Source organism: Saccharothrix sp. 6-C (assembly GCF_016695385.1).
GTDB classification, from domain to species: domain Bacteria; phylum Actinomycetota; class Actinomycetes; order Mycobacteriales; family Pseudonocardiaceae; genus Actinosynnema; species Actinosynnema texasense.
On record NZ_CP064192.1, the window covers coordinates 8718609 to 8738474 of the forward strand.

20 protein-coding genes are annotated in these 19866 nt (G+C 71.9%); 6 read left to right on the forward strand and 14 right to left on the reverse strand.

Annotation, left to right across the window (positions count from 1 at the left end; translation table 11 throughout):
- Positions 1–229: 229 nt before the first annotated feature.
- Both IOD16_RS38245 and IOD16_RS38250 read right to left on the reverse strand, forming a co-directional pair.
- Entirely contained in the window at positions 230–904 is a 675-nt protein-coding gene (locus tag IOD16_RS38245; protein ID WP_033441932.1) for a Crp/Fnr family transcriptional regulator, read from the reverse strand.
- Positions 905–1103: 199 nt separating this feature from the next.
- A complete protein-coding gene (locus IOD16_RS38250) occupies positions 1104–1355 on the reverse strand; it encodes a hypothetical protein (protein ID WP_015097743.1) in 252 nt (83 codons plus the stop codon).
- Positions 1356–1634: 279 nt separating this feature from the next.
- On the opposite strand from IOD16_RS38250, the gene nth reads away from it, so the two are divergent.
- The 4 genes from nth to IOD16_RS38270 are packed head-to-tail and all read left to right on the forward strand — an operon-like array spanning position 1635 to position 4853.
- Positions 1635–2402, forward strand: a complete 768-nt coding sequence (gene nth, locus IOD16_RS38255; protein ID WP_201438197.1) for an endonuclease III — start codon at positions 1635–1637, stop codon at positions 2400–2402.
- Entirely contained in the window at positions 2399–3001 is a 603-nt protein-coding gene (locus IOD16_RS38260) for a TlpA family protein disulfide reductase (protein ID WP_201438198.1), read from the forward strand. The genes nth and IOD16_RS38260 overlap by 4 nt, the downstream gene beginning before the upstream one ends.
- The gene (locus IOD16_RS38265; protein ID WP_201438199.1) at positions 2998–3669 is read left to right on the forward strand and encodes an NUDIX hydrolase; all 672 of its coding nucleotides are present in this window, start codon (positions 2998–3000) and stop codon (positions 3667–3669) included. Before IOD16_RS38260 ends, IOD16_RS38265 begins: the two co-directional genes overlap by 4 nt.
- Complete coding sequence (locus tag IOD16_RS38270) at positions 3666–4853, forward strand: MarP family serine protease (RefSeq protein WP_123744573.1); 1188 nt, start codon at positions 3666–3668, stop codon at positions 4851–4853. The genes IOD16_RS38265 and IOD16_RS38270 overlap by 4 nt, the downstream gene beginning before the upstream one ends.
- A 39-nt stretch (positions 4854–4892) precedes the next feature.
- Here IOD16_RS38270 and IOD16_RS38275 read toward each other — a convergent pair whose 3' ends face one another.
- The 6 genes from IOD16_RS38275 to IOD16_RS38300 all read right to left on the reverse strand — a co-directional run bounded on the left by IOD16_RS38275 (position 4893) and on the right by IOD16_RS38300 (position 11567).
- On the reverse strand, positions 4893–5891 hold the full coding sequence (locus tag IOD16_RS38275) for an IS481 family transposase (RefSeq protein ID WP_201438200.1): 999 nt from the start codon (positions 5889–5891) through the stop codon (positions 4893–4895).
- 119 nt (positions 5892–6010) lie between these two features.
- Complete coding sequence (locus IOD16_RS38280; protein ID WP_201438201.1) at positions 6011–6937, reverse strand: alpha/beta fold hydrolase; 927 nt, start codon at positions 6935–6937, stop codon at positions 6011–6013.
- Positions 6938–6945: 8 nt separating this feature from the next.
- Positions 6946–7416 carry a phage holin family protein gene (locus IOD16_RS38285; RefSeq protein WP_201438202.1) on the reverse strand — a complete coding sequence of 157 codons (471 nt, stop codon included), beginning with the start codon at positions 7414–7416 and terminating at the stop codon, positions 6946–6948.
- 59 nt (positions 7417–7475) lie between these two features.
- Complete coding sequence (nhaA, locus tag IOD16_RS38290; RefSeq protein ID WP_201438203.1) at positions 7476–8675, reverse strand: Na+/H+ antiporter NhaA; 1200 nt, start codon at positions 8673–8675, stop codon at positions 7476–7478.
- 140 nt (positions 8676–8815) lie between these two features.
- Positions 8816–10795: an acetate--CoA ligase gene (acs, locus tag IOD16_RS38295; protein WP_201438204.1), complete on the reverse strand. Its 1980-nt coding sequence runs from the start codon at positions 10793–10795 to the stop codon at positions 8816–8818.
- 202 nt (positions 10796–10997) lie between these two features.
- Complete coding sequence (locus IOD16_RS38300; RefSeq protein ID WP_201438205.1) at positions 10998–11567, reverse strand: GNAT family N-acetyltransferase; 570 nt, start codon at positions 11565–11567, stop codon at positions 10998–11000.
- A gap of 91 nt (positions 11568–11658) precedes the next feature.
- On the opposite strand from IOD16_RS38300, the gene IOD16_RS38305 reads away from it, so the two are divergent.
- Positions 11659–12384 carry an oxidoreductase gene (locus IOD16_RS38305; RefSeq protein WP_201438206.1) on the forward strand — a complete coding sequence of 242 codons (726 nt, stop codon included), beginning with the start codon at positions 11659–11661 and terminating at the stop codon, positions 12382–12384.
- Positions 12385–12531: 147 nt separating this feature from the next.
- Here the strand turns inward: IOD16_RS38305 and kynU are convergent, their stop codons facing one another.
- Both kynU and IOD16_RS38315 read right to left on the reverse strand, forming a co-directional pair.
- The gene (kynU, locus tag IOD16_RS38310; protein WP_123744567.1) at positions 12532–13653 is read right to left on the reverse strand and encodes a kynureninase; all 1122 of its coding nucleotides are present in this window, start codon (positions 13651–13653) and stop codon (positions 12532–12534) included.
- A complete protein-coding gene (locus tag IOD16_RS38315) occupies positions 13650–14465 on the reverse strand; it encodes a tryptophan 2,3-dioxygenase (RefSeq protein ID WP_201438207.1) in 816 nt (271 codons plus the stop codon). Before IOD16_RS38315 ends, kynU begins: the two co-directional genes overlap by 4 nt.
- Positions 14466–14572: 107 nt before the next feature.
- On the opposite strand from IOD16_RS38315, the gene IOD16_RS38320 reads away from it, so the two are divergent.
- A complete protein-coding gene (locus IOD16_RS38320; protein ID WP_201438208.1) occupies positions 14573–15022 on the forward strand; it encodes an Lrp/AsnC family transcriptional regulator in 450 nt (149 codons plus the stop codon).
- On the opposite strand, the gene murQ is transcribed toward IOD16_RS38320, so the two are convergent.
- The 4 genes from murQ to IOD16_RS38340 all read right to left on the reverse strand — a co-directional run bounded on the left by murQ (position 14991) and on the right by IOD16_RS38340 (position 19862).
- Entirely contained in the window at positions 14991–15926 is a 936-nt protein-coding gene (gene murQ, locus IOD16_RS38325) for an N-acetylmuramic acid 6-phosphate etherase (protein ID WP_201438209.1), read from the reverse strand. The two genes, IOD16_RS38320 and murQ, sit on opposite strands and share 32 nt — an antisense overlap.
- A complete protein-coding gene (locus IOD16_RS38330; protein WP_123744564.1) occupies positions 15923–16840 on the reverse strand; it encodes a MurR/RpiR family transcriptional regulator in 918 nt (305 codons plus the stop codon). The genes murQ and IOD16_RS38330 overlap by 4 nt, the downstream gene beginning before the upstream one ends.
- Positions 16841–16949: 109 nt before the next feature.
- A complete protein-coding gene (locus tag IOD16_RS38335; RefSeq protein ID WP_201438210.1) occupies positions 16950–18602 on the reverse strand; it encodes a serine hydrolase domain-containing protein in 1653 nt (550 codons plus the stop codon).
- A gap of 12 nt (positions 18603–18614) precedes the next feature.
- Entirely contained in the window at positions 18615–19862 is a 1248-nt protein-coding gene (locus tag IOD16_RS38340) for an exo-beta-N-acetylmuramidase NamZ family protein (protein WP_201438211.1), read from the reverse strand.
- Positions 19863–19866 lie beyond the last annotated feature (4 nt).

Sequence of the window (19866 nt, forward strand, 5' to 3'; positions counted from 1 at the left end):
CGTGCGATCGTGGAAGAAGCCACCGCCACGTCGCCGCCGGTCCCGCCGGCCGTTTCGAGCGCGGTAGCAGCGGGTAACCAAGCCTCCTTCCGGTGCCACGAGGGTCGGGGCCTGCGGGTGCCGGAGGTGTGGAAGGCGCGGTCTGTCGGGGGATGGGCCGTGCGGCAACAAGACCGGTGCGCCGCGTCGGGGGCGGCGCCCGGTCTTGTTGTTCTCTCCGGCGGTGCTGTCAGCGGGCGCGGCGGGCCAGGCGCTCCGGGTCCAGGATCAGCACGCTCTTGCCCTCCAGTCGCAGCCAACCGCGGTGGGCGAAGTCGGCCAGGGCCTTGTTCACCGTCTCGCGCGAAGCGCCGACGAACTGGGCGATCTCCTCCTGCGTCAGGTCGTGGGTGACCCGCAGCAGACCGGCCTCCTGGCTGCCGAAGCGCTGCGCGAGCTGCAGCAACGCCTTGGCGACCCGGCCGGGCACGTCGGTGAAGATCAGGTCGGCCAGCATGGAGTTCGTCCGGCGCAGCCTGCGGGCCAAGGCCCTCAGCAGCTGCTCGGCGATCTCCGGCCGGTTGGTGATCCACTGCCGCAGCGCTGGGCGGTCCATGCTGACCGCGCGCACTTCGGTCACCGTGGTCGCGGTGGACGTGCGCGGACCGGGGTCGAAGATCGACAGCTCGCCGAACATGTCCGACGGTCCGAAGATCCCCAAGAGGTTCTCCCGGCCGTCCGGCGACTTGCGGCCGATCTTCACCTTGCCGGACTGGATGATGTAGAGCCGGTCGCCCGGCTCGCCTTCCGCGAAGATCACGTGGCCACGCGGGAATTCAACAGACTCCAGCGTCTGCGCCAGCGCCTCCGCTGCGGCCTGTTCAACCCCCTGGAAAATGCCCGCGCGGGCCAGGGTCTCGTCCACCTCGTCCCTCCTGTCGAGACGCGGCGGCATGGTTGAGCGCGTTCCGCCTTCTGGCGGATCAGCGCCTGCCGCCGATCACTGAGTGCAGTCTAAGGGCTGTGGTCGGGATCGCCTTTCGGCGCGCCGCCGACCTCAGCCCGGACAGCCCGATAAGGCCCTCGGGGGTTTGACCCCTTGGGCCTCGCCGGTCCTTCCCCGCTTAGCGGCGGGTGCGCCGCTGACGCAGGTTCCTGGCACGACCGCCCAGCCTGCGCAGCCGGAACAGTTCCAGCGCGCGGCCGATGCCGTGCCCGTAGAGCGCCCTGACCTCGTCGGGGCGCGCCGACTCCAGGAACTCCTCGACCTCGTCCTCCTGCACGGCGACGTGCCGGAGACGAGCTTCAACGCGCTCCATGAAGAGCGCGAAGAACATGATCACGATCGGAACGGCGATGACGAACCAGGCAGTCATGATGGCTCCGATCCTTGCGCATCCGGTTCGGCGCGCGGTCAAGGGGGGTCACTCCGGCGTGTCGGTTCGAGGTCGTTCGACCGTTCCAAGGACGCGTGCGGTCGGCCGGTGGTTGCCTGCCCACGATCGTCGTGGCTCAAACCGACGGCCGCCCGCCGACCCGTATCCCCCGCGAGGGTGGGACTTCCGGCGAAGCGGGTGAGACGACGCCGGACCCCACGGGACTTCGCGCACGACCGAGCCGCCGTGCGCACGGCGGTGGCCAGTAATCTCGTGCGCATGGCGAAGAGCGCGGTGAAGCAGCCGGAGACGCGGCTGGGGCTGGTCCGCCGGGCGCGCCGCATGGTGCGGGTCCTCGGCCAGGGCTACCCCGACGCGCACTGCGAGCTGGACTTCACCGAGCCGCTGGAACTGCTGGTGGCCGTCGTGCTCTCGGCGCAGACGACGGACGTGCGCGTGAACCTCGTCACGCCCGCGTTGTTCAAGCGCTACCGCACGGCCGCCGACTACGCCTCCGCCGACCGCGCCGAGCTCGAAGAGCTGATCAAGTCGACCGGGTTCTACCGCAACAAGGCGACGTCCCTGATCGGCCTCGGTTCCGCGTTGGTCGAGCGGTTCGGCGGCGAGGTGCCCGGCCGGTTGGCGGACCTGGTGACGTTGCCCGGGGTGGGCCGCAAGACCGCGAACGTGGTGCTGGGCGACGCTTTCGGTGTGCCGGGGATCACCGTCGACACCCACTTCGGCCGGCTCGTGCGCCGCTGGGGCTGGACCGAGGAGGAGGACCCGGTCAAGGTCGAGCACGCGATCGGCGCGCTGGTCGAGCGCAAGGAGTGGACCTTGCTCTCGCACCGCACGATCTTCCACGGCCGCCGCGTCTGCCACGCCCGCACACCCGCGTGCGGCGCGTGCCTGCTGGCGCCGCAGTGCCCGTCCTACGGCATCGGCCAGGTCGACCCGGTCAAGGCGCAGAAGCTGGTCAAGGGTGAGGAAGCGCCGCACCTGATCGACCTCGCCGAACGCGTGCGAGCGGGGGAGAAGCCGGCGTGAGCACGGCCGCGCGGTGGACCGTCGTCGTCTTGGTGCTGGCGGTGGCGGGCGCTGTCGCGCTGTGGCCCCGCTCACCCGACTCGCCCGAGCAAAGCGCGATCCCGACCCGGACCGAGCCGACGACCGACCTGGCAGCGGCGCGCGGGCGGGCCGCGCTCCCGCCGTGCCCGCGAGGTGCGGCGGACGCCCGAGGACCGCAGGCGCTGCGCGGTGTGGTGGTGACGTGCCTCGGCGACGGGCAGCCCGTCGACGTGGCGTCCACCGTCACGGGCCGGGCTGTGGTGAACTTCTGGGCCACCTGGTGCGTTCCCTGTCACGAGGAGCTCAAGGTCCTCGACGCCTACGCGCGGGAGCCCGGCGCGGTGCCGGTGGTCGCGGTCCTGGTGGAGAGCAAGGAGGCTGACGGTCTGGAGCTGCTGGCGAAACTCGGCGTGCGCCTGCCGTCCGCGGCCGACCCGGCCGACGGGGTGCGCAAGGCCGCCCGCGTGCCCCGGACGCTGCCGACGAGCTACGTCGTCGGCGCGGACGGCTCGCTGACCCAGGTGACCGATCCCACCGTCTTCACGTCGGTCGAGCAGGTGCGCGAGGTGGTCGGATGACGGCCCTGGTCGATCCCGACGACGTGCCCGAGTGGATGGGCGGGCTGGTCAAGGCCACCGCCGAGATCGACGCCCGGGCGTTCACCCGGATCACGCCGCCGCCCGACGGCACCGGACGTCCCGCCGCGGTGCTGATGCTGTTCGGCGACGGTCCGAACGGTCCCGACGTGCTGCTGCTGCGGCGGGCCGACACGCTCGGCTCGCACCCCGGCCAGGTCGCGTTCCCCGGCGGCGCGGCCGACCCCACCGACGACGGCCCGGTGGACACGGCGTTGCGCGAGGCGTTCGAGGAGACCGGTGTGCTGCGCGAGGGCGTGCGGCCGGTGGCCACGCTGCCGCGGCTGTACGTGCCGGTGTCCGGGTTCGTCGTCACGCCGGTCCTGGCGCACTGGGACGAGCCGTCGCCGGTCGCGCCCGTCGACCCGGGCGAGACCGCCGCCGTCGCGCGGGTCCCCGTCTCGCACCTGGCCGACCCGGCGAACCGGTTCCGGGTCAGCCACCCGTCCGGGTACATCGGTCCGGCGTTCTCCGCGCCCGGCATGCTGGTGTGGGGCTTCACCGCCGGCCTGATCGACGGCCTGCTCTCGCTGGGCGGGTGGGAGCGGTCGTGGGACCGCGCGGACGTGCGCGACCTCGACCGGGCCCTGCGAGCGGTGGAGGTGTCGTGAACTGGGTCGACCTGCTCGTGCTGGCGCTGGCCGCCTTCGCCGCGGTCTCCGGCGCGCGGCAGGGCATGGTCGTGGCGCTGCCCGCGTTCGTCGGGGTGCTCGTCGGCCTGGTCCTGGGCACGCAGCTCGCGCCGCTGGTCGTCTCCCAGTTCGACAACGTGGTGACCAAGGTCGTGTTCGCGGTCGGCATCGTGGTGCTGCTGGTGGCGCTGGGCGAGACGCTGGGCGTCTACATCGGGCGCAGCATCAAGTCCAAGGTCAACGCCACCCCGTTGCGCGGCGTGGACAACGCGCTGGGCGCGATCGTGCAGGGCGCGGTGGTGTTCGTGGTGGCGTGGATGATCGCGCTGCCGCTGACCATGGTCGCGGGCCTGCCGTCGCTGGCGAAGTCGCTCAACCAGTCGGTGATCCTGTCCACGGTCGACGACACCATGCCGCAGGCCGCGCGGACGTTGGCCGACGACCTGCAGAACCTGTTCGACGTGTCCGGCTTCCCGGCCGCGATGGACCCGTTCGACCGGACGCCGCTGCGGGAGGTGGGTCCGCCGGACCCGGCGTTGAGCGGCAACCCGGTCGTGGAAGCCCTGAGGCCCAGCGTGCTGAAGGTGCGCGGGCGCGCACCGTCGTGCTCGCGGGCGTTGGAGGGCACGGGGTTCGTCATCTCGCCGGAGCGGGTCATGACGAACGCCCACGTGGTCGCGGGCACGACGGACGTGACCGTGGAGGTCGGCATCGGCCAGTTCGACGCCACCGTCGTGCACTACGACGCGCAGACCGACATCGCGATCCTGGCCGTGCCGGACCTGGAGGCGGCGCCGCTGCCGTTCCGCACCGACGAGATCGCGCCGGGCGAGGACGGCATCGTGCTCGGCTACCCGCTGGACGGGCCGTACACGGCGTCCGAGGCGCGGGTGCGGGAGCGGATCAAGATGCTGCGCGGGCCCGACATCTACGACGCGCAGACCGTGACGCGGGACGTGTACACGGTGCGGGCGAAGGTGCGCAGCGGCAACTCCGGCGGGCCGCTGGTCGACCCGCAGGGGCGCGTGATGGGCGTGGTGTTCGGCGCGGCCGTGGACGACCAGGAGACCGGGTTCGTGCTGACGGCGGACGAGGTCGCCGAGGAAGTGGCGAAGGCGCCGACGATGGTGCGCCGGGCGTCCACCCAGACCTGCGCGTCCTGACCGGTCACCGCCGCCGGGCCGCCGGGCCGGTCGCCGCGGCTAGATGTTCTGTCCTGTGAGGTTGGGGACGCGGGTGGCGGGTGGTTGGCCGCCCAGTGCGGTGTGGCCGCGGTGGTGATTGTAGGTGTGCAGCCATCGCGGCAGCGCGGCTCGTCGTTCGGTCTCGCTGAGGTATGCCTCGGCGTAGGCCCATTCGTCGAGCAGGGTGCGGTTGAAGCGTTCGACCTTGCCGTTGGTCTGGGGTCGGTAGGGGCGGGTGCGTTTGTGGGTGATGCCGGTGTGGGTGAGGGTGTCGCGCCACAGGTGTGAGCGGTAGCAGGAGCCGTTGTCGGTCAGCACCCGCTTCACCGTCACCCCGGCGGCCCGGAAGAACGCGTTGGCCCTGGTCCAGAACGCGGCGGCGGTTTCCCTGGTCTCGTCGGGCAGGATCTCGGTGTAGGCCAGCCTGCTGTGGTCGTCCACGGCGTTGTGCAGGTAGGCGTAGCCGAGGTTGGGGCGGCCGTGGACCCTGCGGGGCCTGTCCGGGTCGCGGTGGGCGGAGCTGTTGCGGCCGCTGGCGGCACGTCCGTGGACCTTGTGGCCGCCGCCGTCGGGGATGTTGCCCAGCTTCTTGATGTCGACGTGGACCAGGGCGCCGGGTGCGGCGTGTTCGTAGCGGCGCACCGGGGCGGCGGTGGCCCGGTCCAGATGCGCCAGGCGGGCCAGGCCGAAGCGGCGCAGCACCCGGTGCACGGTGGAGGGGTTCAGGCCGAGCAGGTAGGCGATGCGGGCCGGACCCCAGCGGCGGGCCAGGCGGACCTTCACGATCCGGCGTTCACGGCGGGTGGGCAGGCGGCGCGGGCTGTGGTGCGGGCGGCTGGAACGGTCGACCAGACCCGCCTCGCCCAGTTCGCGGTAGCGGGAGGCCCAACGGGCGGCGGTGGTCGGCGAGACCTGGAACCGCTCGGCCGCGCGTCGCAGCGGCCACCCGTCCTGCACGACACACCGGGCCAGGCGCAGCCGGCCCGCCGGGGTCAGGGGTGCGTTAGCGTGGGTCACGAGGGCCTCCGTCGGTTTGGTGTAGACGTCGCAATCCACACCGAACCCGGAGGCCCTCCCTCATTCCAACATCATCCGACTACGTGTCGGACCGCCCACAACCTCCCAGGGCAGTACAGCTAGACCTTGGCCAGGAAGTCGGTGATGTGCCGGCTCGTCGTGCCCGGCGCCTCCTGGTGCGGGAAGTGGCCCACCTCGGGCAGCACGCGGTAGGCGGAGCGGGCGCCCGTCCACAGCGCCGAGTCGGCCGCGGTCTGCTCCAGCACCACCGGGTCGAGGGCGCCGTGGAGCTGCAACACGGGGACGTCCAGCCTGCGGTCCACCGCCTCGGCGAAGCGGCGGCCGTCGCTTCGCAGCTGGGACCGCACGGCCCAGCGGTGGTACTCCATGGAGCTGTGGGCGACGCCCGGCACCAGCACCGCCTCGCGGTTGCGGCGCGCCACCTCGTCGAACTCGGGCGACACCCTCCACTTCGGACCGCCCCACGCGTCGAGCATCCCGGCCACCGCCGCGCCGCGGTCCTTGGTCAGCCACCGCTCCGGGTACATGGGGAGCTGGAAGCGGAACAGGTGCGCGCTGGCCCGGCCCTGCCGGCGCGGGTGGCGGCGGATCGCGCGGCGCAGCGCCAGCGGGTGCGGCGCGGACACCGCGGTCACCGAGTAGACCAGCCGGGAGTGCATGGCGGCGACCGTCCACGCCAGCATGCCGCCCCAGGCGTGGCCGACGAGGTGCGCCCGCGGTTCGCCGAGCGCCTTCACCAGGCCCGCGACGTCGCCGGCGAGCGTGAACCCGTCGTAGCCGCGCGGTGGTTTGTCGGAGTCGCCGTAGCCGCGCAGGTCGACGGCCACCGCGCGGTAGCCCGCCTCGGCGATCGAGACGAGCTGGTGCCGCCACGTCCACCAGAACTCGGGGAAGCCGTGCAGCAGCAGCACGAGAGGGCCCTCGCCCAGCTCGGCGACGTGCAGGCGGATGCCGTTCGCGGACACGTCGCGGTGCGCCCACGGGCCGGGCACCCGAGCCGTCGACGGGTCCGGAGGCAGCCGCACGGCGCGGCTCAGTTGCCCTCGCCGCGGTGCCGGAGTGCCGCGACGGTGTCCTTGGCCGAGTCGATGGTCCGCTGCGGCGCGCGCAGCTTCTTCACCTTCCGGTAGCCCAGCAGCGCGAACAGCACCGCCGTGACGAGCATCAGCCCGAAGACGATGAGGAACGCCGACCAGCGGGGCAGCCACACGTCGAGCAGTTCCGCGCCGAAGAAGAAAAAGAAGAACGAGCTGAACAGCAGCACGGTCAGCGCGACGATGAAGTAGACGCTGCCCTTGACGCCCTTCTTGATCTCGCCGGCGACCTCGGACTTGGCGAGCTCGACCTCGGCCCTGACCAACGTGGACAGGTGGGCCGTCGCGTCGCGCACCAGCCCGCCGATGGACGTTTCCTCCGCGATCTTCACCGCGCTCTCCGCGGTCAACGGGATCGACGGAACAGGTGGCAGTCCGCTGCCGTTGGTGTTCTCCCGAGCGCTGGTCACCGGCTCATCGTGCCATGCACGACGGACCGGGGCCGCTCGACCGGCCCAACGGCTGCGGTTTACTCCTCCTCGTCGTCGGCGCGCCGGTGCGCCCGACTGCGCCGGACCAGCAGGACCGCGGCGAGCGACGACGCCGTCATCGAGGCCAGCAGCACCGCCGCCTTGGCCCGCTCGGCGGCCGCGCCCTCCAGCGAGAGGTCCGCGATCAGCAGGCTCACGGTGAACCCGACCCCGCCGAGCATGGCCACCGCGACGATGTCCCGCGGTCCCGCGCCGCTGGGCCACTTGGCGGCCTTGACCAGCACCGCCAGCGCGGACGCGCCGACGATGCCGACCACCTTGCCCACCACCAGGCCGAGCATCACGCCCAACGCCAACCGGTCGGCGAACAACGAGCCCAACGCCTCGCCGCTCACCGGCACGCCCGCCGCGAACAGCGCGAACACGGGCACCGCCACGGCCGCCGACCACGGCTGCAACCGGTGCTCCAGCCGCAACGCCGGCGCTTCGTGCTCGTAGCGGTCCTTGCGCACGCGGGTCAACAAGGCCAGGGCGACGCCCGCGATGGTGGCGTGCACGCCCATCGCGTGCACCGCGACCCACGTGCCCACCGCGATCGGGACGTACAGCCACGGCGTCGTCACGCGCTTGTGCTGCAGGAACGCGTACAGCGCCAGCAAGGCCACCGCGACCACCGCCGCGACCAGGTTGAACGACTCGGTGAACAGCACCGCGATCAGGAAGATCGCGCCGAGGTCGTCCACCACGGCCAGGCTGAGCAGGAACAGCCGCAGGCCGTTCGGCAGCCCCGACGCGGTGATCGCCAGCACGCCGAGCGCGAACGCGATGTCCGTGGCCACCGGGATGGCCCACGCCCGCTCGACGCCCGGCTCGCCCCAGCCGACGCCCAGCGCGATCACCGCGGGCACCACCATGCCGCCGATCGCGGCGACCACCGGCAGGATCGCCGACTTGACGTCGTTCAGCTCGCCGATCACCAGCTCGCGCTTGAGCTCCAGCCCGGCGACGAAGAAGAAGATCGCGAGCAGGCCGTCCTTGGCCCAGTCGCCGACGCTCAGGCTCAGGTGCAGCGACTCGGGGCCGAGGTGGAAGTCGCGCACCGCGGTGTAGGCGCCGGAGATCGGCGAGTTCGCCCAGATCAACGCCACGGCGGTGGCGGCCAGGAGGATCATGCCGCCGACCGTCTCGGTGCGCAGGTAGCGCGCGAACTCGGCGGCGGCGGGGCGAATGCGGTTCAAGATCGACTCCGGTGGTTCGGCAACGGCTCATCCTCGTGCCGACCAGGCTTCCCGGCTCACCGGGAACGACCCTAACCCAGGCAGGGGCCCGCCGACGAACGGCGGACCCCTGCCGACCCGGTGCTCTCAGGCCTCGGTGCTCATTCCTCCCTGGCGTCGCCCGACTTCAGCCCGCTGGAGATCAGGTCCATCACCGACGAGTCCGCCAACGTGGTCACGTCGCCCACCTGCCGGTTCTCCGCCACGTCGCGCAGCAGGCGGCGCATGATCTTGCCCGAGCGGGTCTTCGGCAGCTCCGGCACGACCATGATCTGCCGCGGCTTCGCGATCGGGCCGATCTCCTTCGCCACGTGGTCGCGCAGCGCCTTGATCGCCTCGGCGCCGTCGGAGCCCTCGGCCACGCCGCCGCGCAGGATCACGAACGCCACGATGCCCTGGCCCGTGGTCGGGTCGGTCGCGCCGACCACCGCCGCCTCGGCCACCGTCGGGTGCGAGACCAGCGCGGACTCGACCTCGGTGGTGGAGATGCGGTGCCCGGACACGTTCATCACGTCGTCCACCCGGCCCAGCAGCCAGATGTCGCCGTCGGCGTCGTACTTCGCGCCGTCGCCGGCGAAGTAGTAGCCCTGCTCGGCGAACCGCGACCAGTACGTGTCGCGGTAGCGCTCCTCGTCGCCCCAGATGCCGCGCAGCATCCCCGGCCACGGCTGGTCGAGCACCAGGTAGCCGCCGCCACCGCGCGGCACCTCGTTGCCCTGGTCGTCGACGACCTTCGCGCCGATGCCGGGCAGCGGGCGCTGCGCCGAACCCGGCTTGGCGGACGTCGCGCCCGGCAGCGGCGAGATCATGATCCCGCCGGTCTCGGTCTGCCACCAGGTGTCCACCACGGGCGTCTGACCCGCGCCGATGGTCTCCCGGTACCAGATCCACGCCTCGGGGTTGATCGGCTCGCCCACGCTGCCCAGCACGCGGAGGCTGGACAGGTCGTACTTCGCGGGGATGTCCGCGCCCCACTTCATGAACGTGCGGATCAGCGTCGGCGCGGTGTAGTAGATCGACACGCCGTACTTCTGCACGATCTCCCAGTGGCGGCCCTCGTGCGGGGTGTTGGGCGTGCCCTCGTAGACGACCTGCGTGACGCGGTTGGACAGCGGGCCGTACACGATGTAGCTGTGCCCGGTGACCCAGCCGATGTCGGCGGTGCACCAGTAGACGTCGGTGTCCGGCTTGAGGTCGAACACGTTGTAGTGCGTGTACGACGCCTGGGTCAGGTAGCCGCCGGAGGTGTGCAGGATGCCCTTGGGGCGGCCCGTGGTGCCCGACGTGTAGAGGATGAACAGCGGGTGCTCGGAGTCGAACGCCTCCGGCGTGTGCTGGTCGGACTGGCGGTCGACCACGTCGTGCCACCACACGTCGCGGCCCTCGGTCCAGTCGACCTCGGTGTCCGTGCGCTTGACCACCAGCACGTGCTCGACGCTCGCGGCCTTGGCCACGGCCTCGTCCACGGCGGGCTTGAGCGCCGCCGGGTTGCCGCGCCGGTACTGGCCGTCGGTGGTGATCACCAGCTTGGCCCGCGAGTCCTCGATGCGGGTGCGCAGCGCCTCGGCGGAGAAGCCGCCGAACACCACGCTGTGCATCGCGCCGAGCCGCGCGCAGGCGAGCATGGCGAAGATGGCCTCGGGGACCATCGGCATGTAGATGGCGACCCGGTCCTCCGCGCCGACACCCAGCTCGATGAGCGCGTTGGCCGCCTTGGAGACCTCCCGCTGCAGGTCGGCGTAGGTGATGGCGCGGCTGTCGCCGGGCTCGCCCTCCCAGTGGATGGCGACCTGGTCGCCGTGGCCGGACTCGACGTGCCGGTCGACGCAGTTGTAGGCGACGTTGAGCTTGCCGCCGACGAACCACTTCGCGAACGGGGCGTCGGACCAGTCGAGGACCCGGTCCCACTTCGTGTCCCAGGACAGCCGCTCGGCCTGAGCCGCCCAGAACGCCTCCCGGTCGGCGTCCGCCTCCTCGTACAGGGCGGCGGTGGCGTTCGCCTGGGCGGCGAACTCCTCGCCGGGCGGGAACGTCCTGGTCTCCGTCGACAGGTTGTCCAGGGCGACTTGCGGCTCTGTCATGGCGGGCGGACCTCCTGAAATCCGTGGGGGTGCGCACTGACGGTAGTGCGATTCAGCTCACTGCGCACCAAAAGGTTCAGACCAATTTCGGCCGGGTTCGAAACGCGTGGGTAACTGTGTAACCCGTGGCACGGCCCGTGACCACCGCGATTCCGCCGAACGACACCTAGGTTGCGACCAGTGGCACCTGTCGTGACTCACGTCACGTCGTGAGCTTGGCCTTCAACGCCGGCCACTCGTTCGAGGTCATCGAGTACACCACCGTGTCGCGCAGCGTGCCGTCCGGCCTGATGCGGTGCACGCGCAGCACGCCCTCGCGGGTCGCGCCGAGGCGTTCGATGGCCCGCTGCGAGCGCTCGTTGCGCAGGTCGGTGTGCCAGCCGACGCGGAGCGCGCCCAGGTCCTCGAAGGCGCGGCGCAGGAGCAGGAACTTGGCGTTGGTGTTGAGGGCGGTGCGCTGCCAGCGGGTGCCGATCCAGGTGTGGCCGATGTAGAGGCCGCGGTTGACCGGGTCGATCTCGTAGTACGACGTCGTGCCGGCGACCTCGTTCGTCCGCGGGTCGATCTGCGCCCAGGCCAGCCGGGTGGGGTCGGCGAGGCTGCGCTCGACGTAGGCGCGGGTGTCCTCGACCGCGGCGGGTTGGGTGGTGCTGAGCCACGTCCAGACGTCCGGGTCCTTGCCCGCCTCGTGCAGGCCTTCGGCGTGGTCGGGGGCGAGGGGTTCGAGGCGGACGTGGTCGCCGGTCAGGACGGGGCGGTCGTACCAGTTCATGCTTCGACGATAAATCGATCAGTGGCTATCTTGCAGAGCCATTTTCGATCCATTTCAGATAGCCACTTACCGGCGGGTAGTGTGCTGCGGCGTGACCGATCCGATTGCTCCGCTGCTGGACCTGCCCGGGGTGGCCGACGCCGTCGCCGCGGCCCGTGACGCCGTGTTCCAGGTGCACCGGCACCGGGTGAACCTGCGTGGCTGGGCGACCACCGCGGCCGAGGCGTCCGTGCGCGCCGCCCGCGCGTCGGCGGCGCTGGACGGCGGGCCGACCGCCATCCCGGCGGACGGGACCGTGACCGACCCCGTGCTGGCGGGCGCGTTGCGGGTGGCCGAGTCGCTGGGCGTGGTGTTCCCGACGTGGCAGCGGGCGCCGTTGCAGGCGCTGGCGCGGCTGCACGTGCTGGCGGGCGCGGACCTCGGCGGCGAGCTGGGGCGTCCCCGGTCGGCGCCGGGGGTCTCCGAACGCCTCGGCCTGGTGTCGCAGCTCGTCACCGGCGGCACGTCCGCCCCCGGTCCGCTGCTGGTCGCCGTGGTGCACGCGGAGCTGATGTCGCTGGCGCCGTTCGACACGGCCAACGGCGTGGTCGCGCGGGCGGCGTCCCGGCTGGCGTCCATCGCGACGGGCCTGGACCCGAAGTCGCTCGGCGTGCCCGAGGTGCTGTGCCTGCGTCGGCAGAACGACTACGCCGCCGCCCTGCACGGCTTCTCCACCGGCGACCCCGAGGGCATCGCCCGCTGGCTCCTCTTCTACTGCGAGGCCCTCCAGGCCGGCGCCCGCGAAGCCCGCAGCATCGCCGACACCGCCACCCCCTGACCCGCGCGTGTCCTACCTTCGGAACGCGCGTGTCCTACGTTCGGAACACCCGAGTTGAACACTCAGGACGACCGGCTGGCGTTCTGAACGTTCAACTCGGGGTACGGGAACGTAGGACACGCGCGTTCCGGATGTAGGACACGCGGGTCAGAGGAGTTCTTTCAGGGTGGCGGCGGCGCGGTCGGCTTCGGCGAAGGTGTTGTAGAGCGGGGCGAAGCCGAAGCGCAGCAGGTCCGGCGAGCGGTGGTCGCCGATGACCTGGCGCTCGACCAGCTCGCCCATGATCCGCTCGGCCTCGGGGTGGCGCAGGGTGATCTGGTGGCCGCGCCACTCGTCCGCCGGGGTGATCACCTCGACGCCCGGCAGGTCCTCGACCAACGACCGGAAGTGCGCGGTCAGGGCCAGGCCCTTGGCCCGCACGTCGGCCAGGTCCACGTGGTCCCAGACGTCCAGCGCGGCGTCCAGGGCGAGCATGGAGATGATGTCCGGCGTGCCGACGCGCGCCCGGGACACACCCGGGTCCGGCGTGTACTCCGGCGACATCGCGAACGGCACCTCGTGCCCCGTCCACCCCGTCAACGGCTGGTCGAACGTCGACTGGGCGTGTTTCGGCACGTACAGGAACGCGGGCGAGCCCGGCCCGCCGTTGAGGAACTTGTACGTGCACCCCACGGCGAGGTCGACGCCGATGTCGTCCAGCTCGATCGGCAGCACGCCCGCGCTGTGGCACAGGTCCCACACGACCTTCGCGCCCACCTCGTGGGCCTGCGCGGTCAGCTTCGCCATGTCCAGCAGCCGGCCGGTGCGGAAGTCGACGTGGTTGAGCAGCACGACCGCCGTGGTGTCCCGCAGGTCCAGCGCCTCCGGCGGCGCGGGCCGCAGCGCCAAGCCGGTCAGCTCCGCCACCGAACGGGCGATGTACCCGTCGGTCGGGAACGTCCCCTGGTCCACCACGATCTCCATGCGGTCGGTGTTGCGCACCGCCGCCATCAGCGCCTTGAACAGGTTCACGCTGGTCGAGTCCGCGACCACGACCTGTCCCGGCTTGGCCCCGATCAGCCGGCCGACGCGGTTGCCGACCCGTTCCGGCGCCTCCCACCAGCCTTCGGACCAGCTGCGGATCAGCCGTCGGCCCCACTGCTCGCGCACGACCTGCTGCACGCGTTCGGCGACGGCCTTCGGCGGCGCGCCCAGGGAGTTCCCGTCCAGGTACACGACGTCGTCGTCGAGGTCGAACAGGTCGCGGATGTGCGCCAACCGGTCGTTCATACGTAGCTCCTGGCCGTCCACAGTTCGGGGAAGACGGAGCGTTGCGTGCGCTTCTCCAACCACGCAACCCCCGCGGAGCCGCCGGTTCCGGTTTTCGCGCCCATCGAACGACGGGTGGCGAGCAGGTGGTCGTACCGCCAGCGGGCGAACTCCTCCGCGATGTCGGTCAACGCCTCGCCCAGTTCGAGCAGGTCACGTGACCCGCCGCGGTAGATGTCGGCCCACACGGCCTCCACCTCGGCGTTCGGCTCGTACGGTTGGCTGACGTCCCGCTCCAGCACGACCGGCGGGATCGGCAGGCCTTGGCGCTGGAGGGCGGCGAGCACGTCGTCGTACAGGCTCGGCTCGTTCAGCAGCTGCTCGAGCGCGTCGTGCTGCTGCGGCACGGCCCGGTGCGGCACGAGCATCGACCGCGACTTCTCGCCGAGCAGGAACTCCACCTCGCGGTACCGGCCCGACTGGAAGCCGGAGCCCTCGCCGAGGGCGTCGCGGAAGGAGTTGAACTCGGCGGGCGTCATCCGGGCGATCGGCCGCCACGCCGCGTTGAGCGCCTGCATGTGCAGGTCGCTGCGGCGCAGGGTGCGGACCGCCGCACGCAGGTCGTCGGCGCGCAGCTCGGACTTGGCCTGCCGCCACTCGAAGCACAGCAGGCCGAAGTACAGCTCCATGACCTGCGTGATCACCAGGAACGACATCTCACGCGGGTCCTTGGACCACTGCTGTTGCAGCGAGTGCAGCACGGAGGCGTGCACGTAGTCCTCGTAGGGCGTCGTGCCGCCGAAGTCGAGTTTGGGTGAGACGGGGCAAGTCATGCCTTCCATCATGACCGGGCTTTCGGGGTAGTTGAATGGGCGACGGACGGGATTCAGTCGAAAGTTCTCACGAATGGAAAGAACATCAGCGGAGTAGCTTTGCGGTCGTGAGCATCGAACTGGACGGCGTGGACTGGGCCCTGCTGGAGGCCTTGCAGGAGGACGCGCGGCTCTCGTACAACGAGCTGGCACGGCGCGTGCACGTGTCGCCGCCGACGGTCGCGCAACGGGTGCGGCGGCTGGAGAACGCGGGCGTCATCACGGGTTACCGCGCGACCGTGGACCCGACGGCGGTGGGGCGGTCGGTGGTGGCCCTGGTGCGGATGAAGTGCTACGGGCCCCGGTGCATCACGGTGCACCCGGAGCTGCTCGACGACTGCCCCGAGGTGGTGGAGGTGGTGCGGCTGACCGGCGACATCTGCTCGGTGGTGAAGGTGGTGACCACGTCGATCAGCGAGCTGGAGCGGTTGCTGGTGCGGCTGGGCGGCTACGGCGAGACGTCCAGCGCGATGGTGCTGTCGACGCCTATCCCGTGGCGCCCGGTGCTAGCTGGCTGAGCGCCGACCGGACGTGCCCCTGGGTGCGTTCCAACGCCTCGGCGGCCAGCGCCGCGGGCGCCCCGGACAGCAGGTGCACCAGCGCGACCTTCAGGTCGCCGCCCGAGTCGGCCAGCGCCGTCGTGCACTCCTGCTCGCCCAGGCCCGTCGCCTCGCGCAGGATGCGCACCGTGCGGCCGCGCAGCTTGGCGTTGGTCGCGCGCATCGACACCATCAGGTTCGAGTAGGTGCGGCCGAGCCGGACCATCACGGCGGTCGAGAACGACGTCAGCACCAGCTTCTGCGACGTGCCCGCCTTCATCCTGGTGGATCCGGCGATGGCCTCCGGGCCGGTGTCGACCGCGATCAGCACGTCCACCTCGACCGGCGCGGGCGCGGTCGGGTTGTTGGACACCAGCACGGTGTGCGCGCCGAGCGAGCGCGCCTCTTCCAGCGCCGCCATGACGAACGGCGTGCGGCCGGACGCCGTGACGCCGACGACCAGGTCGCCCGCCGCCGCGTGCTTGCGGATCTCGGCGGCGCCGTCGGAACCCTGGTCCTCGACGTTCTCCACGGCGTTGACCAGGGCGTCCCGGCCTCCCGCGTGGTGGGCGAGGAACCAGTCCGGGGGCGTGTTGAAGGTGGGCACCAGCTCGGCGGCGTCGAGCGTGGCCAGCCGGCCCGAGGTGCCCGCGCCGACGTAGTGCACGCGGCCACCGCCGCGCAGGGCGCTCACGGCCAGGTCCGCCGCGCGCGCCAGCTCGGGCAGCACGGCGGCCACCGCGTCGGGGACGAGGTGGTCCTCGGTGTTGATCAGGCGGAGCACGTCCAGCGTGGAGAGCCGGTCGATGTCCTGCGTCCGCGGGTTCCTGGCCTCCGTGGGTGAGTCCACGCGGACCGCGACACCGTCCGGCGGCGGGGTCATTTACCGGACTCCCGACGTCGCCTGCCGTCCGGCCGGGCGCCGAGCCGGTGCCCCGACACCGCGTCGTAGGTCGCCTCGAGCGCGGTCTTGGCGCTGTCCACGTGCTGTTGCGCGACCCCGATGAACAGGCAGTCGATCACGGTGAGCTGGGCGATCCGGCTGGCCATGGCGCCCGAGCGGAACGTGGTCTCGCGCGCCGCCGTGGTCAGCACGTGGTCGGCGACCTCGCTGATCGGCGAGCGCGGGAAGTTCGTCAGCGCCACCGTGGTCGCGCCGTGGTCCTTGGCGACCCGCAGCGCCTCGACGGTCTCGGACGTGGAGCCGGTGTGCGATATCCCGACCGCCACGTCCGCCTCGGTGAGCACGGCGGCCGACGTGAGCGCGATGTGCGTGTCGTTCCAGGCGAAGCAGGTCCGCCCGATCCGGTGGAGCTTCTGCTGGAGGTCGAACGCGACGAACGCGCTGGCCCCGAACCCGTAGACGTCGACCCGGCCCGCGCCCGCGACCGCCTCGACCACCGCTTCGAGCGTCTCCACGTTCAGCTGCTCGGCGGTCTCCTCGACCGCGCGGGCGTCCGCGAACGCCACCTTGCCCACGACCTGGCGCAGGTCGTCGCCGGGGCCGATGTCGCCGCCGAGGTCCCGGTCGGGGCGCATGGACGTGCGGGCCGTGTCGGCGGCCAGCGCTATGCGCAGCTCCGGGTACCCGCCGACGCCGATCGCCTTGCAGAACCGGGTCACCGTCGTCTCGCTGGTGCCCGCGGCCTCGGCGACCTCGGTGATGCTGCGGTGGGCGACGGTCGCCGGGTTGTCCAGCACGACCTTGGCGACCCGTTGCTCGGCCCGGGCCAGACCGGGCAGGAGCGAACGGATCTTGACCAGGGGACTGGAGTCGGCGGAACTTTCGGTGGACACGTGGGAAACTTACTAACCGCTCAACTCATGGTCAACGCGGGGTCGGGGTAACTCACCCCAACCGTGACCCAATCGCACCGCTTGGCGGGATCGGCCGGACCGAATGTCACTAACGGTCCGCGGCCCGCCACCCTTCGGGGTGCATTCCCGCTGGTTCGCGCTCCGCGTCCAGCGCCACGCCCCGCTCGTCGGTCACGCGGACGGCGTCCACGTACACGCCGCGGCCGCCGTAGCCCGTGCCGCGCACGTACCGCCAGCGGAACTTCGTCGCCGACTCCGTGTCGACCTCGACCTTCGTCCAACGCCGCTCCCCGTAACCGGCCAACACCCGGACCTCGCGCCAGGTGGACCCGTCGCCGGTCGCCTCGACCACGACCCGGTCGCCCGGGTCGAGGTCGACGAAGGCCCAGAACGACAGCCTCTGCCGCTCGGCGCGCTGCGGGAGCTCACGCGTGGTCAACGTGCCGCCGGCCGTTTCCGGCGTCCACGCCGTGCCGTGCCGCGGGCGCACCGCCAGGGCCTTCGCCAGGCCGTCGGCCGCCACGCGCCGCGCCGGGTTGATCGAGCCCCAGTTCCGGCTCGGGTGCACGCGGTTGGTCAGCAGGATCGCGATCGACCTCGACAACGGGTCCAGCACCAGCGTGGTGCCCGTGTAGCCGGTGTGCCCGGCGGCCCTCGGCGACGTCAGCGCGCCCATGTACCAGCGCTGGTCCAGCTCGAAGCCGAGGCCGTGCGAGTTGCCCGGGAACGCCTGGTTGAAGTCGGTGAGCATCAGCTCGACGGTGTCCTCGCGCAGGATCCGGGCGCCCGCGTACGCGCCGCCGTTGAGGATCGCCTGGCCGAGCACGGCCAGCTCCCGCGCGGTGGAGAACACGCCGGCGTGGCCCGCGACGCCGCCCAGCGACCAGGCGTTCTCGTCGTGCACGGTGCCGCGGATGATGCCCCGGCCCGCCTGGTACTCGGTGGCCGCGATCCGGTCCAGCTTGGCCGCCGGCGGGTTGTAGCCGGTGTCCACCAGGCCCAGCGGTTGCGTGATGTCCTCGCGGACGAGCTGGTCGAGGGTCTTGCCCGACCACTTCTGGACCAGCACGCCGAGCGTGATCAGGTTCAGGTCCGAGTACAGGTACTTCGTGCCGGGCGGGCTGCTCGGCGTCGTGTCCATCACGGCCTTGAGCCGCGACGGGACGTCCGGGTACTGCGACCACAGCGGCAGCCACGCCACCAGGCCCGAGGTGTGGGTGAGCAGCTGCCGGACGGTGATGGACTCCTTGCCGTTGACGCCGAACTCCGGCAGGTGGCGGGCCACCGGGTCGTCCAGCCCGAACCGGCCCAGCTCGTGCTGCCGCATCACCACGACCGAGGTGAACAGCTTGGAGATCGACGCCAGGTCGAAGATCGTGTCGGGCGCCATCGGCACGCGCTGGTCCTCGGGCAGCTCGGTGCCGGCGGCGTCGCCGTAGCGGACCGCCCAGCCCGTCGGCTCGTGGGTGACCACGACGCCGTCGTGCGCGAACAGCGTGACGGCGCCCGCGAACAGCGGGTGGCCGGTCGCGTCCGGCACGGTGTACCGCTCGATCTGCGCCAGTGCGGCGTCCAGCGGCGCCGGGTCGAGTCCCACGTGCTGCGGGGTACCCGTTCGCAGCACGCTGTGCGACCAGTCGTCGTGCGGCTGGTCGAAGCGGGCCTCCCGGCCGCCGGCGTGCGCCGGCGCGGTGACGCCGAGGGTCATGGTGGTCGCGATCAGCAGGGCAGGGATGCGCATCGCTGTCTCCCTCTACCGGTAGCGCAGGTACGGCCGGCGGGTGGCGTCGAACGCGGCCAGCTCATCGGCCCAGGCGCCGACGACCTCGTCGGTGCCGGCGCCCGCGTCGACCATGCGGCGCAGCCGGTCCGAGCCGCTGAGCTTGTCGATGTAGAGGTCCGGCCGCCACGCGAAGACCTCGGGGTAGCGGGACCTCGCCGTGACGATCATGGCGACGGCCGTGCGGGGCGCGTCGAAGCCGTGCGGGTCGGTGAGGTGCAGGGCGACACCGCCGCACAGCTTGTTGGCGAACTTGTTGAACGTGGGCGTGAAGTAGGTCTCGCGGAACCGGACGCCCGGCAGCCCCAGCGCGTTGAGGTCCTCGGCCCACCGCCAGTCCAGGCCCGGCGCGCCGATGGTCTCGAACGGGCGGGTGGTGCCGCGGCCCTCGGAGAACACGAGCCCCTCGAACAGGCACGTGCCGGGGTAGACCAGGGCGGTGTCGTGCGTGGGGACGTTCGGGCTCGGCGGCACCCACGGCACGCCGGAGTGCAGGTCGTCCCGCTTCCAGCCCTTCACGTCGACCACTTCGAGGCTCGACACCCGGCCGCCGTCGGTGGGCAGGAACTCGCCGTCGAACAGCCGCGCCAGCTCGCCGATCGTCATGCCGTGCTGCTGGGCGATCGGCTTGCGGCCGACGAACGTCGCGTAGGCCGGGTCGAGCTGCGGGCCGCGGGCCGTGCCGCCGACCGGGTTGGGCCGGTCGAGCACGACGAACCGCACGCCGGTCGCGGCGGCGGCCTGCATGACCGCGTACATCGTCCAGATGTAGGTGTAGAAGCGCGCGCCGATGTCGGCGATGTCGAACACGAGCGTGTCGACACCCGCCTTGGTGATCATCTCGGCGATCTTGGCGGTGCTCGCGCCGTAGGTGTCGTAGACCGGGATGCCGGTGCGCGGGTCGAGGTAGCTCCCCTCCGAGCCGCCCGCCTGCGCCGTGCCGCGGAAGCCGTGCTCCGGGCCGAACGCGGCCAGCGGCCTCACCCCGGCGGCCACCATCGAGTCGACGATGTGGGTGTGGTCGCGCAGCACACCGGTCGGGTTGGTGACCACGCCGAGCCGGCTGCCGGCGAAGCGCCGCCAGCCGTCCTCGGCCAGCTGCTCGGCCCCGGTCCTGACCGGGCGCGGCCGGTCGGGGTGCTCGGGGGCGAGGTCGAAGGCGCCGAGCGCGGGCACGGCGAGGGCGCCCGCGCCGGCGGCGAGGAAGTGCCTGCGGTCCATGTCG